This window comes from Enterobacter cloacae complex sp. IR5441, from assembly GCF_049238215.1.
GTDB lineage: Bacteria > Pseudomonadota > Gammaproteobacteria > Enterobacterales > Enterobacteriaceae > Enterobacter > Enterobacter hormaechei_C.
In genome coordinates this window covers 1-12,998 of sequence record NZ_JBMKIA010000033.1, presented here as the reverse complement: position 1 = coordinate 12,998, position 12,998 = coordinate 1, and the positions used below count along the sequence as shown (strand labels likewise).

Here is a 12,998-nt window from a genome sequence, read left to right as displayed (position 1 = left end):
TTGATAACGCTGGATATCAAAGAGTTTTCAATGCTGTTAGGAATAAGGGAAAGCGAAATATACCATCATATTCGTAAGGGCATACCAATAAATGGCGTTCCTTTCCCCAAACCACTGAAACAAATCAAAACGCATCGATTTAATTACGAAGAAGTCATGCGTTTTATTGAAGATCTTAAAGGAAAAGGTGAATTATGAAGGATGCAGAGAACAGACATATTGTTTATGAAATAATAGATGAATACTTCCACCACTGGCTTAATGAAGTCGATGGTTTAACTGAAATCGCGGTAAATCGGCCTGATGAACTGTTTGTTAAAGTGAGTGGGAAATGGCAGCAGCATGAATTAAAAATGGATTTTAAAGATTGTATGTCATTTGCAGGGGCAATTTCTGATTATCATGATGGTGGGTCGGTTACGCCAGAATATCCCTTACGTTCTGTTACGCTCCCCGGAGGGGAGCGTGTACAAATAGTTATTCCCCCGGCAACGGAACGGGAAACGGTGTCTATTACAATCCGTAAGCCGTCCAGTGTGTTTATCGACCATGATACCTTTGTTAAACAAGGGTTTTACTCAAGGCTAAATCAAGGGGGGAAATTCAGGGATAAAGAAGATGAATTATCTTCAATGTTTAAAGATAATTGTTTTGAACAATTTGTCCCTGAATGCCTGGTTAAGGGTAAAACGATGGTATTTTGTGCCGGAACGGGGGCGGGTAAAACCACCTTTGCAAATGCCTGTCTTCAGTACATACCCCATCATTTACGATGTATTTCAATTGAAGATACAGATGAAGCAAAGTTCAGGTTCCACAAAAATCATGTGAAATTGTATTACCCGTCAGAAGGGGAAAGTAGCACTGTCAGTTCCGCTTCTCTTTTACGTTCTGGTTTTCGTATGAACCCGGACAGAATCCTCATGACTGAGGTTCGCGGCGCGGAAGCCTGGGATTTTCTCAAAGGCTCAAGTTCCGGCCATGCAGGGAACCTTACAACCGTCCATGAGAGCACCCCTGAAGATGCTGTGCTTGGACTGGTTCAACGGTGCTATATGAACCCTGAATGTCAGAATTTGCCTTATAACATTATATTGCGGAGGGTGTTAAGCAACGTCGATGTGATTATGAGTATTAAGTACATCGATGAGGAAGATAACCGATTTGCATCGGGTATTTACTATCGTGATATTCATTTTCAGGAATACTTTGAAAAGCTGAAGGAGTGATTATGTCTCTGAAACTACCCGATAAAGGCCAGTGGGCTTTTATCGGTCTGGTTATGTGTCTTGTGACGTATTATACTGGCTCAGTTGCTGTTTACTTCCTGAACGGAAAAACGCCGCTTTATATATGGAAGAATTTTGATTCCATGCTGCTGTGGCGGATAATAACAGAGAGTAATATACGGACAGATATCAGGTTAACCGCAATCCCCTCTCTTTTATCAGGTATGGTTTCGTCTCTCATTGTGCCTGTTTTTATTATCTGGCAACTGAATAAAACGGATGTTGCTCTTTATGGTGACGCGAAGTTTGCCAGTGATAATGATTTAAGAAAATCGAAACTTCTGAAATGGGAGAAAGAAAACGATACTGATATTCTTGTAGGTGCATATAAAGGTAAATACCTGTGGTATACCGCACCAGATTTTGTATCACTTGGCGCAGGAACCCGCGCAGGTAAAGGGGCTGCAATAGGTATTCCAAACCTGCTGGTCAGGAAACATTCCCTGATTGCATTAGATCCAAAACAGGAACTGTGGAAAATCACCAGTAAGGTACGTGAAAAACTGCTGGGTAATAAGGTCTATCTTCTTGACCCTTTCAACAGTAAAACGCATCAGTTTAACCCGCTTTTCTATATTGATTTAAAAGAAGAGAGCGGGGCTAAAGACCTGCTGAAGCTGATTGAGATCCTGTTCCCGTCTTACGGTCTGACCGGAGCGGAAGCACACTTTAATAACCTCGCGGGGCAGTACTGGACGGGGCTGGCAAAATTGCTTCATTTCTTTATTAACTACGACCCCTCCTGGCTTGGTGAGTTCGGGCTTAAACCTGTTTTCTCAATTGGTTCTGTAGTCGATTTGTACAGCAACATCGACCGGGAGCTGATACTCAGTAAGCGAGAAGACCTGGAGGGAACAAAAGGACTTGATGAAAACGCGCTGTATCATCTGCGCGATGCCCTGACCAAAATCAGGGAGTATCACGAAACCGAAGACGAACAACGTTCGAGTATTGATGGTTCGTTTCGTAAGAAAATGAGTCTGTTTTATCTTCCGACTGTTCGCAAATGTACAGACGGCAATGATTTCGACCTTCGCCAGTTGCGCCGGGAAGATATCACTGTTTATGTTGGCGTTAATGCTGAAGATATGTCCCTGGCCTATGACTTCCTCAACCTGTTCTTTAACTTCGTTGTGGAAGTCACGTTACGAGAAAACCCTGACTTTGACCCGACACTGAAACATGACTGTCTGATGTTCCTGGATGAGTTTCCGTCTATTGGTTACATGCCAATCATTAAAAAAGGTTCGGGTTATATTGCCGGGTTTAAACTCAAACTTCTGACGATTTACCAGAATATCAGTCAGCTTAATGAAATCTATGGTGTTGAAGGTGCCAAAACGCTGATGAGTGCGCATCCCTGCCGGATTATCTACGCTGTCAGTGAAGAAGATGACGCTAAAAAGATTTCGGAAAAGCTGGGCTATATCACCACCAAATCGACAGGTTCAAGCAAGACAAGCGGACGCTCAACGTCGAAAAGCAGTTCAGAAAGTGAGGCGCAGCGCGCCCTTGTGCTCCCGCAGGAGCTGGGAACGCTGGATTTTAAAGAAGAATTTATCATTCTTAAAGGTGAAAACCCGGTTAAAGCTGAGAAAGCCCTCTACTTCCTCGACCCGTATTTTATGGACAGGCTGATGATGGTAAGCCCCAAACTTACCGAGTTAACCGCCTCTCTGAATAAGACTAAAAAAGTATTGGGTGTTAAAGGGCTTAAATATCCTTCTAAAGAAAAAATGCTCTCCGTCGGTGAGCTGGAGTCAGAGGTTTTACTATGAAAAAAATGTTAATGGTCAGTGTCCTTTTTCTCTCTGCCTGTTCCTCTCCGCCTGAACCACCACAGGTTGACTGGGAACAGAATCCTGAAACGGTGAATACACAATTAATGGACTGGCAACCGACATACTCAGTTATTAAATCAGACAAGGTTAATTCATCGTGGGTTAAGGTTATCCATAATTTCAGGCCTGAAAACCGCCTTTACGATGATGCTGTTTTTTATTCTGTTGCACATTCTGATTCAGTGATTGTTGAAACCAGTAACGGAACAGACTTTTTCACAGCTAAAAACTGGTTGAGGGCGAACGGTGCAAACGGTGTCATACAGTATCGTTATAAAATGAACTGTTTTTCTTGCCGGACTACCAGTGTTTATTTATCACGATAACGCCGGATTAATAAAATTCTTGTAATTTTATTGAGCCGGGGTTGAACAACCGCAGGGCGTTAGTTGCCCGTTATCCATGAGGTGTATATGAAAAAGACCGTAACCACGGCAGTGCTGCTTTGTGCGTTCGCTGCCGGAACTGCTCATGCTGAGGAAAAGGCCGACCCGAACGATCCATGTGCAATGGTGTTATGCCTTGCCGGAAAACTTGACGGAAGTAGTCCGGCAGAATGTGACCCGATGTATAAAAGTTTTATGTCAATCAGGAAAAAGAATAAACATGGTTTTTTACCCGATCACACGGCAGATGCCAGAAAGAAAAAACTAAATGAATGTCCTGCGGCTGATGCAGGTACAGTAAGTAAAATTATTTCAAGCTTTGGCCGATTGAAAAACTTTTAATTCTGTTTGATTTAATTCTGATGTGAATACGCAAGTTTCAGGTTTGAGACTGGAACTTGCGAACATTTTTTACAGGGGTGGGAGGATGAAAATTATTAACGTACCTGATGCAAGAAGTGTGAGAATTGCCGGAATTGAAATTATCGATAGTGTCAAATCGGTCGCTTCTGTTTTTACTGAAATTTTGTTGTTTATGGTCTGGTTTCCGGCAATTGTCTATGGGCTTTATCGTTTTGTTATCGTTTTGTGGGATGCTTCCTTAAAGCCGCAATCGCTCATTGAGTTTATTAATTTCATGGTTGAGTTATACAGCTATGTACTTCCTTCGTTGGCTGTTATCGCAGTGGCTTTAGTCGTCGTTTTATCCATTTTTAAAAGACTCTCAGCAATATGGGAGGGAAGAAAGCAATGAGACATTTTTTTAATGTTCTTTCCTTTGCTGTTGCCCTGTTGCCAGCTACATTGTGTGCTGCTCAGATTCAGGGGAAAGTTATTCGCGTTCTCGATGGAGATACCATCGAAGTTAAAACACTACCCGCGAAAATTGTTGTGTATGAAGTTCCGATTCGAGTCCGATTGATAAATATCGATGCACCGGAAAAAAAACAACCCTTTGGTCGCTGGTCAACCAATCAACTTAAAGCCCTGCTGGCAGGGCAATCAGTTACCGTCTCTTATACGCAAACAGATCGCTACGGGCGAGTCCTGGGACGAGTGGTGACAGCGAACGGCACTGAGGCTAACCGCCAGCAAGTGCTAAAAGGGGCTGCATGGGTTTATGACAGGTACAACACCGATAACTCATTACCGGCTCTGCAACGGGAAGCTCAGACACAGAAGCGCGGCCTGTGGGCTGACAGTAATCCCGTTCCTCCGTGGGAGTGGCGTCATAAACAAAACTGACGCGCTTCGCTTGTCCAACCCCTCCTCTGCCTGAAGAAAATCTTCAGGCAACGTCACGGTTTTTAATATACATGGTGCGCATATGGGTAAATTAACTCTGGTAGAGCAGGCTTTACGGCTCCATAAAGAATATTACGGTGAAGATAATTTTGGTACTGTCGTAAAGGATTGTGATTACTATCCTAAAGTGGCAGAGATTTTTATAAACAGAAAGAATCGTAAAATTTATTCGAATCTTGATATCGAACCCGTTGCTTCAACCGTCGTTCATACGGGAAGTAGCCCTGTTATGGCTAAAGCCGGGAGGATTAAAAAGCTTATGTTTAAAGATGGTTCGGGAGCATACCGGATTCATCTTGGTCAAAATGAAGTGGTTCATATTATTCGCTTCATTCTTAACTCTAAAGTCAGAATGGAGTACGCAGTTGGCACAACCAAAAGTATGTCGATGCTTCATAATCTTTGCGAAGCTGGACGCGCTAAATTAAACCGCTCTTTACCCCGTAAAGGTATCTGGAAAATCGGGTGTTACGACGGCGTTTATTATCACGGTAAGGCAAGGAAGGAAGAAATAGAAAACGCTTTACGTTTTTCTGTTCATCCAAAGTTTAATGAGCTGGAGAATGACTTTAATCAGTTCTTTTCGGATATTGATTTCTACACCCGTTATGGTCAGTCAGGAATGCGAAAAGTGCTTTTTACTGGTCCTCCGGGCACAGGGAAAACGACTATCGCAAAAGCTTTGGGGGCAAAATATCAGGATAAATATGTATTTGTTTATGCTGATGATTACTTTAAAGATGTTTGCTATGCCGCAGCTCAAAAGAAAATACCCGTTATCATAATAGCTGAAGAGGTTGATGAACTTTATCGGGCTGATGCCGGAACGTTAAGTTTTCTTGATGGGGCTGATACACCGCGAAATCTTGCCGGGACATATGTTATTTTTTCAACGAACTATCCTAACCGGATTGATCCGCGCATCAGAAAACGCCCTGGCAGAATTGACAGAATCATATCTGTAGGTGCTTTTCGGACTAAAGCCGCTGCCGCTTGTGCCAAAATGTACTTACCAGACGATATAAATATTGACCTTAAAGAACTTGGCGCGGTGCTGGACAGAACGACTCCTGCTGAAATAAAGGAGATAATAAATATTGCTATTGGCATGATTCGCGGAACAAAAAACGAATTAACAGTAGATGTAATCAAGAATGCGCGTGCCTTTTTGAAAGGAACCCTTGACCTTAGTGTGCAGGAGGCAGAAGAAGACATAGAGGAAAGGGAAGAAATCTTTAAAAAGAATGGTGCGCAGCCTGACTATTCAAGTTACCTTGAGGATTGATTAATGAGACTTTTTATTGCAGAAAAACCGTCTTTAGCAAAGGCTATTTTTGAAGGACTGGGCGGAAATCCCAATACAGAAAAGAAAAACGGCTATTTTGAACACGGTTCTGATGTCGTTACCTGGTGTTATGGTCATATGCTGGAGCTTTACGACCCACAGGATTATGACGACAAATATTCCAACTGGCGTTATAGTGATTTACCCATTAAAGCGGTTTATCCGCCAAAATATAAAATCAAGCCTGAATCAGAAGCACAGACCCGCATTATTTTGTCTCTTATCGATAAAGCCGACAGCATCGTTCATTCAGGCGACCCCGATGATGAAGGATGTTTGCTGGTTGATGAGATTCTGGGTTATGCCGGAAACAAGAAACCCGTCCAGCGACTGCTTGTTGCCGACCTCAACCTTGCGCCAGTGCAAAAATCACTGTCGAATTTACAACCTAACGATAAATTTCGCGGTATGACGTTAAGCGCCCTGGCGCGTTCCCTGTGCGATCAGGGTTTTGGCTATAACATGACGCGGGGATGTACATTAAAAGGCCGTGAGAAGGGCTATGACGGCGTTCTGAACGTTGGCCGGGTACAAAGTGCCGTTCTTGGTCTGGTGAACATGCGCACGCTGGCGAACCAGAATCACACAGAAAGCTTTTATTACGATGTATTCGCCAGTCTGTCGATGAACGGGCATCAGATTAAGGCGAAATATCAGACAACAGACGACGATCAGATAGACGAGAAAAAACGCCTGATCTCCGAAGCTCAGGCCGCGCATATTGCCGGACGTGTTACGGGTAAGGATGCTATTGTTACTATCGCGACGACAAAGCCGGAAAATAGCAAGCCTCCGCTTCCGCTTAACCTTTCCACGCTTCAGCAGCTCTGCGCAAAGCGATTTGGTTATTCTGCAAAAGATACGCTCGATGTGATGCAGGGGCTGTATGAAACTCACAAGCTTCTGACCTATCCACGTTCTGACAATCGCTATCTTTCAGATGAGCATTATTACCAGGCCGGAGATATTGCCACTGCTATAGCGGCCACCGTACCCGAACTGGCGTCTGCGATCGTAGATATGGATAAAGGCCAGAAACACAAAGCCTTTAATGCCAGTAAGATTGAGGCGCACCACGCCATCATCCCGACGACAAAAAGCGGAGCCGGTATTCAGCTTAATGAAAAAGAGCGGAACGTTTATAACCTGGTGTCCGTCTACTTTATCGGGCTGTTCTACCCGGATGCGATCCGCAACAAGACGAAAATCCACTTTGATATTAAGGGGGATACCTTTACGGCCACACAGAGCGTTCTGGTACAAAAGGGCTGGGAAGCGCTGGGTAAGGATAGTGATGACGAGGACGAAACCGAAGATGCCGGAACGGACGGTTTTGACCTTTCATTGCTGAAATTTAATGACAGCGGCCTGTGTGAATCGGCAGACGTGGACAAGAAAAAGACTACACCACCTCGCTATTTCACAGAGTCAACGTTACTGGCCGCCATGACGAGTGCGGCAAAATTCATTGATGATCCGGCTCTCAGAAAGGCGCTGGAAGCGAAAGACGAGGGCAGCAGTGATCGTGGCAGTATCGGAACGGAAGCCACCCGCGCGGGTATTCTTGAGAAACTGGCGGCAAATACCGGGCTTATCTCCATCGAAAAAGAAAAGGGGTATTCGGAGCTGGTATGGAAAACCACAAAACAAGGCCAGGAGTTTTGCGCTGCACTGCCTCCTGAAATCACTAAACCGGATATCTCCGCTCTGTGGGCTGAAAAGCAGTCTCAGATCAAAGCCGGAGAGCTGACAGTTGAGGAGTTTATTAAGGAAAATGATGAGTACGTCCAGGGGTTAATCGACGAGCTGGACAGGAACGGAATTTCGATTTCTTCAAATGCCACGCCCTGCCCGGTTTGTAACAACGGTTTCCTGCGTAAGCGTAAGGGGCAAAATGGCTTTTTCTGGGGATGCTCCTGCTACCCTGAATGCAAGACAACATTCCCGGACAAAGACGGCAAACCGGATATGGAAGCAAAATCCAGATCAGAAGGTTCCATGTCCCGGCTCGAAGCCCCCTGCCCTTCATGCAGTAAAGAAATTATTATCCGGCCTAAAGGCTTTTTCTGTTCCGGGTGCGAGTTTAAAATCTGGTCTGAAGTGTCAGGAAAAAAACTGACACAAAATCAGGTTGAGACATTAATCAAAAAAGGTAAAACCGGAGAGATTAAAGGCTTTACCAGTAATAAAACCGGGAAAAAGTTTGACGCTGCAATTGTTTTGCAGGATAAAACTACGGGTAAACTTGGGTTTCAGTTCAGTAAAAAATAAGGATTAACTCGATGAGTGAAAATGAAACGTTTGACGCAACAAAAAAGCTACTCCTGAATATTCGCTCTGTTCGTGTTTTTGCGCGAGAAACCAGCTTTGAACAACTGCTGGAAATGCAGGAAAAGCTTAACGCCGTGATCGAAGAACGTCGTGAAGAAGCAGAGCGTGAGGCAGCAGAACGCGCAGAGCGCGAAAGAAAGCGCCAGGAACTGCTCCAGTTGATTGCCGGAGAAGGTTTTTCACCGGAAGAACTGCTTGGCCTGTCCGAAGATGCGCAAAAAACACGCAAAAAGACGTTGCCAAAAGCGCCGCCTAAATATCAGTTTGATGAAAACGGCGAAACGAAATACTGGTCTGGTCGTGGCCGGACACCAAAACCAATCGACGAAGCGTTAAAAGCTGGCCGTTCTCTTGATGAGTTTCTCATCAAAAAAGATGCTTCCAGCACTGCTGGTGACGAACAGTAATCTAACAAGCCTCTGACACTGCGTCAGAGGCTTTTTTTTAGCAAAAAGGGCGCGGGGGGTTATGGTGAAGAAATCTTTGGATATCTTCGCGGGGATAAGGGAAGTAGTCTCTGATATCTTTGGTTTCTAACTTACCAGTGCAGTGATACGTCTGAAAATAGATCCACTCTGCTATTGTTTTGTAGATGTGATTTCCCATGTTCGCGCTTTGAGAACCATACTGCATGACTTGTGCATCCAGGTCATTACACATCTCCGGCGGAGTGAGTACATGATATGTCCTGCATAACAGCGGGCGGTAATTGTAGATTGAGCATGTTCCCTTCTCAGACAAAAACGGACATTTTGACTCATGCCCGGTCGTAAGCGGGTTGTCTCTGGCAGTAAGTTTACTTGCTTGTGCAATATGTGTTGCCTCAAGCGCGGTTAAATGAACATCCATTTTACAGCACGAAGAGCACCCCTTTTGACAGGAGGTAAACGTGCTCACAAATTCTTTGTTAAAACGATCCAAAAAGGCGTACATCTGTTTTAACTTGAGGTAAATATTACCGGATTGAGTATTGAGTTTATTTATGAGTGCCTTTAACTCATCGAAATACTTATCAGGTACGGGTTTCAGATTGGTATAGCCGGGTAATGTTTCGCCTGGCTCCAGGTGGATCACTGAGTTAGGTTTGATATCCATTGCTTTTGCTTCCTATATTCTTCTCGCGCTGGTTGTTCATTTGACACTAAAACAAGCGTCATACAATGGCAAGGTGTCAAGCCCAGCAGTAAATCACGCTTGCCAGCAAACCAGTTTCCTGCAGCCGGTTTGGCCGTTGATTTTTGCCAGCAATATTACCCGCTCGATGCCCGCCCTGGGCGTGAAATTGCCAGCAAAAAAGATTGCCGCTATCAAAGGTGTGGTTTATATTATCTGTATCGTACGATACAGATAATGGAGAAGCTTAATAGATGACTGAAAAAATCACTGACGAGGAACTGGCAGATTTGTTGGAGGCGCTCAAAAGAGCACATGGTATGGGCGTTTGTTCAAAGGCGGTTAAGCTGGCACAGCGTTGCGCTGATGTGTTCCCTGCTATTGTTGCAGAGTTACAGGAATATCGGAACGCCGCTAAGCGAACTTCAGCATGACAAGAGCCACGGAACGCGCTTACAGCGAGCTACAACAGGCGTTTGATTTCTATAACCAGCGCCTTTTTGACGGCGAACTCCCTGACTGTCTGATTACGTTCCAGCGCGGCAAGAACACAATGGGCTATTTCAGTTACAGGCGCTTTGTTGCTGCTGACGGCAGCGGCAGGATGATTGATGAAATCGCCCTCAATCCTGAATACTTCCCGGTGTACCCGCTTATTGAAGTCATGCAAACGCTGGTTCATGAGCAGTGCCATATGTGGCAGTACCACTACGGCAACCCGTCGCGTAAGACGTACCACAATGCGCAGTGGGCGGCAAAAATGGAAAGTATCGGACTTATGCCCTCCTCCACCGGGAGACCTGGTGGTGCGAAAGTCGGCCAGAAGATTAATGACTATCCGATCCCTGGTGGCCGCTTCCAGCGCGTCACACTGGAACTGTTCCAGGGGCAATTTGCTTTGAGCTGGTTTGATCGCTTCCCTGTCCAGGTCGAACAACAAAAAGATATGACCGCCGTAATAGAGCAATGGCGCGAAACGCTTGCTCTGGCGCATCAAAATGCTGAGGCCGGGATTGATATAGAAGCGGTGCTTTCTATGGCTCTGCTGCCGTCAGTGTCACCGCAGAACGGGAGCCATTCAGATGATATGGCCGGGAGCAATGACAATGATTTGTCAGTTGCAGCATTTGAGGACAAGCCAAAACGAAATAAAGTTAAATATCAGTGTCGCGGGTGTGGCGCTGCCGTGTGGGGCAAAGCCGGACTGAATATTGAATGCGGCGATTGCGAGCTGGCTTTCATCGAAAATTAATTGCCAGCAAATTTTCCCGGTCACATCTGTTGGCCAGTGTTTTTTGCCAGCAAAGTTTCTTCCCGGGTTCGCGCCGGCAGCGCAAAAATGACAGCAAAAGAGGGGTATCATGGGGCATTACACAATCAGAACGAATGACGACGAAGATCAGGCCATTAAAAAGGCGCAGGAAGCGACCGGACAGGCATCAGCCAGCAAAACCTTTATGACGGCTATCCTTGAGCTTCAGCGTAACAGAGACGAGATGGCGCAGCTACGGCGTGAACTGGCGCAGGAAAAAGCGCGGAGTCAGGAGCTGGTATCATCGGTAAAACAATTCCGTTCCAGCCTGAACAATCTGTTTGATCTGGCTGACAACCCTTAAATAACAAGGAGCGAAACGTGCATACCACAAATGCGATTATCCTGTGCCTGGTGTCATATCCCTGCATCGTTGCATGGGTTATCTATAAAAACAGATTTGTCGATTACTTGTTTTTAACTCTGCTTGCTTGTTTGGGGAGCATTTTTTCAGTCGTATTGTATAAACAGCCCGACTACTCATTGACCATATATCAGGCCGTTGCTGTCGGCTATGCTGCCGTGATCATGCCAACGGTGTTAGTTTTGAGTGTCGTTAATATCTTCATGGGAAAAGCAGAGAGAACGTGCAAATGAATACACTGGCTGCACTGGAAAATACGTTTCGTGATATGAGAAAGCATGGCTGCCAAACAGTCATGGTCACGCAGTCTTTAGCTGATTTTGGCCGCTACAGCTATAAACCGCGCCCTGCATTTCAGGACTGGATCGAACGGCTGAAGACTGGCGAACGTCTGCCGCGAGGCCGTTACTTTGTTGGCAAGAAGCCTGGTGGCCGCCTGGTGCTCATTGATGAATTGGGGGGAACATGGACAGAAAAAGTAACAGTGATTCATACCAACGCTGGATGATAGAGAAGGCTGACAAAAGGGAAAGGACGCAAATCAGTATGTCGTTCGTAAAGATGAAGGACGTACTTTTTAACGTGCTGGCTATCGGTACTGTTTTAGCAGCCCTGGTGGTGATCTTTTATGAAGTGCAAAGCAGCTTATAAATTGATGGCCGTTGACAATGAATGTCATACTACCTGACCGGGCAATGCCGGAAGATTTCTTTCACGGGTGATGGTTTGTGATCCCGGCATTGTTCCGGCGCTCTCTCGTAAATTCTCGCGCCCAATCCCCCTCGCAAAACCTCAGAATTCACGTAACGCACCGCGATTTCGGCAACCATCAACCCTAACGTCCTTATGTTGTTGGGTTTGCCGCAGAACAATTTATTCATTTAAAATAGATTTAAACGAAGCGGGAAACCGCAGACGTAAAAAAACCGACTGGTGAGGTCGGCTTTTTTACGGTTCCGGTGCGAGCTGGTAACTCAGCCCGGAAGGGAAACTCTCTACAACTGACAATAGTATGATAATCCGTGAAGCCTGATTATGCAATATGACGGGCAGTGACTGTGCGTTAACGGTTTGCCTGAACGTTAGATAAACGTATAATCAGAGGGTTAGCTCTGTGGTGAGTCTCTCCCTGCATTCCGCTAAATGCGGCATGAACAGGTTCAAAGTCCTGACAGGTAATACAGGTGGTGCTGGTTATCTGTGCTCTGGCAGGAGTGAGACTCTCTACAACTGACAAGACGAAGAGAAGCCGTGGTGACAGGCAGTGTAAGAGCAAGCCACGGTGTCTTTACTCCATTTATGGAGAAAACGGATGATTAACCTGTTAATCATCGTTCTGAGGGCGGTAGCGGCGCTTGCAAACGCGCTGATTGCCATTCTGGAACTGATCCGCCAGTTCATCGACTAATGAACACGGAAACGTAATTAAGGCCGGAGGAACACCACCTCCGGCCTTTAATAAAAATATAGTTTAGTTACAACATTCACTAGTCTGTACTAACCACCACACACCTGACCTTCTGCGCACAAGTTACCTTTAATCACTCCTAAACAGGCATTTCATGAAACTCCCCTGTTCTTGCATCGGTAACAGGGGTCTGACGCTCAGTGGAACGAAAACTCACGTTAAGCAACGTTTTCTGCCTCTGACGCCTCTTTTAATGGTCTCAGATGTCCTTTGGTCACCAGTTCTGCCAGCGTGAAGGAATAAT

Annotated in this window: 18 protein-coding genes; 17 read left to right on the top strand and 1 reads right to left on the bottom strand. The window is 45.4% G+C overall.

Features of this window, described 5'->3' with window-relative positions:
* From ACOTX5_RS22220 to ACOTX5_RS22175, 10 genes are all read left to right on the top strand, one after another.
* Positions 1-198 (top strand): DNA-binding protein, encoded by a 198-nt coding sequence (locus ACOTX5_RS22220; RefSeq protein WP_000629109.1) that lies wholly within the window; start codon positions 1-3, stop codon positions 196-198.
* Positions 195-1,229 (top strand): P-type DNA transfer ATPase VirB11, encoded by a 1,035-nt coding sequence (gene virB11 / locus ACOTX5_RS22215; RefSeq protein WP_000650512.1) that lies wholly within the window; start codon positions 195-197, stop codon positions 1,227-1,229. Before ACOTX5_RS22220 ends, virB11 begins: the two co-directional genes overlap by 4 nt.
* 2 nt (positions 1,230-1,231) lie before the next feature.
* Entirely contained in the window at positions 1,232-3,067 is a 1,836-nt protein-coding gene (locus ACOTX5_RS22210; RefSeq protein WP_000053822.1) for a type IV secretory system conjugative DNA transfer family protein, read from the top strand.
* Complete coding sequence (locus ACOTX5_RS22205; RefSeq protein WP_000738524.1) at positions 3,064-3,456, top strand: cag pathogenicity island Cag12 family protein; 393 nt, start codon at positions 3,064-3,066, stop codon at positions 3,454-3,456. The genes ACOTX5_RS22210 and ACOTX5_RS22205 overlap by 4 nt, the downstream gene beginning before the upstream one ends.
* An 87-nt stretch (positions 3,457-3,543) precedes the next feature.
* A complete protein-coding gene (locus tag ACOTX5_RS22200; RefSeq protein WP_000754496.1) occupies positions 3,544-3,858 on the top strand; it encodes a TrbM/KikA/MpfK family conjugal transfer protein in 315 nt (104 codons plus the stop codon).
* An 85-nt stretch (positions 3,859-3,943) separates the two neighbouring features.
* Positions 3,944-4,270 (top strand): hypothetical protein, encoded by a 327-nt coding sequence (locus ACOTX5_RS22195; RefSeq protein ID WP_004208538.1) that lies wholly within the window; start codon positions 3,944-3,946, stop codon positions 4,268-4,270.
* Positions 4,267-4,761 (top strand): thermonuclease family protein, encoded by a 495-nt coding sequence (locus tag ACOTX5_RS22190; RefSeq protein WP_001215543.1) that lies wholly within the window; start codon positions 4,267-4,269, stop codon positions 4,759-4,761. The genes ACOTX5_RS22195 and ACOTX5_RS22190 overlap by 4 nt, the downstream gene beginning before the upstream one ends.
* An 82-nt stretch (positions 4,762-4,843) precedes the next feature.
* Complete coding sequence (locus ACOTX5_RS22185) at positions 4,844-6,106, top strand: AAA family ATPase (RefSeq protein WP_000517490.1); 1,263 nt, start codon at positions 4,844-4,846, stop codon at positions 6,104-6,106.
* 3 nt (positions 6,107-6,109) lie between these two features.
* Positions 6,110-8,437, top strand: coding sequence for a type IA DNA topoisomerase (gene topB / locus ACOTX5_RS22180; RefSeq protein WP_004199098.1), 2,328 nt, complete (start codon positions 6,110-6,112; stop codon positions 8,435-8,437).
* 11 nt (positions 8,438-8,448) lie between these two features.
* Positions 8,449-8,904 carry an H-NS family nucleoid-associated regulatory protein gene (locus tag ACOTX5_RS22175; protein WP_001293458.1) on the top strand — a complete coding sequence of 152 codons (456 nt, stop codon included), beginning with the start codon at positions 8,449-8,451 and terminating at the stop codon, positions 8,902-8,904.
* 37 nt (positions 8,905-8,941) lie between these two features.
* On the opposite strand, the gene ACOTX5_RS22170 is transcribed toward ACOTX5_RS22175, so the two are convergent.
* The gene (locus tag ACOTX5_RS22170; protein ID WP_000351937.1) at positions 8,942-9,592 is read right to left on the bottom strand and encodes a YkgJ family cysteine cluster protein; all 651 of its coding nucleotides are present in this window, start codon (positions 9,590-9,592) and stop codon (positions 8,942-8,944) included.
* On the opposite strand from ACOTX5_RS22170, the gene ACOTX5_RS22165 reads away from it, so the two are divergent.
* From ACOTX5_RS22165 to dqlB, 7 genes are all read left to right on the top strand, one after another.
* Positions 9,582-9,848 (top strand): hypothetical protein, encoded by a 267-nt coding sequence (locus tag ACOTX5_RS22165; RefSeq protein WP_032072053.1) that lies wholly within the window; start codon positions 9,582-9,584, stop codon positions 9,846-9,848. The two genes, ACOTX5_RS22170 and ACOTX5_RS22165, sit on opposite strands and share 11 nt — an antisense overlap.
* Positions 9,849-9,864: 16 nt before the next feature.
* Complete coding sequence (locus ACOTX5_RS22160; protein WP_000136657.1) at positions 9,865-10,044, top strand: hypothetical protein; 180 nt, start codon at positions 9,865-9,867, stop codon at positions 10,042-10,044.
* On the top strand, positions 10,041-10,862 hold the full coding sequence (locus ACOTX5_RS22155; RefSeq protein WP_000196235.1) for a SprT-like domain-containing protein: 822 nt from the start codon (positions 10,041-10,043) through the stop codon (positions 10,860-10,862). The genes ACOTX5_RS22160 and ACOTX5_RS22155 overlap by 4 nt, the downstream gene beginning before the upstream one ends.
* A gap of 109 nt (positions 10,863-10,971) precedes the next feature.
* Entirely contained in the window at positions 10,972-11,226 is a 255-nt protein-coding gene (locus ACOTX5_RS22150) for a hypothetical protein (protein ID WP_000510385.1), read from the top strand.
* A gap of 17 nt (positions 11,227-11,243) precedes the next feature.
* Positions 11,244-11,519, top strand: coding sequence for a hypothetical protein (locus ACOTX5_RS22145; RefSeq protein ID WP_000557557.1), 276 nt, complete (start codon positions 11,244-11,246; stop codon positions 11,517-11,519).
* Entirely contained in the window at positions 11,516-11,794 is a 279-nt protein-coding gene (locus ACOTX5_RS22140) for a hypothetical protein (RefSeq protein ID WP_001093608.1), read from the top strand. Before ACOTX5_RS22145 ends, ACOTX5_RS22140 begins: the two co-directional genes overlap by 4 nt.
* Positions 11,795-12,598: 804 nt before the next feature.
* Positions 12,599-12,694 carry a DinQ-like type I toxin DqlB gene (dqlB, locus tag ACOTX5_RS22135; RefSeq protein WP_000609145.1) on the top strand — a complete coding sequence of 32 codons (96 nt, stop codon included), beginning with the start codon at positions 12,599-12,601 and terminating at the stop codon, positions 12,692-12,694.
* Positions 12,695-12,998: the final 304 nt, after the last annotated feature.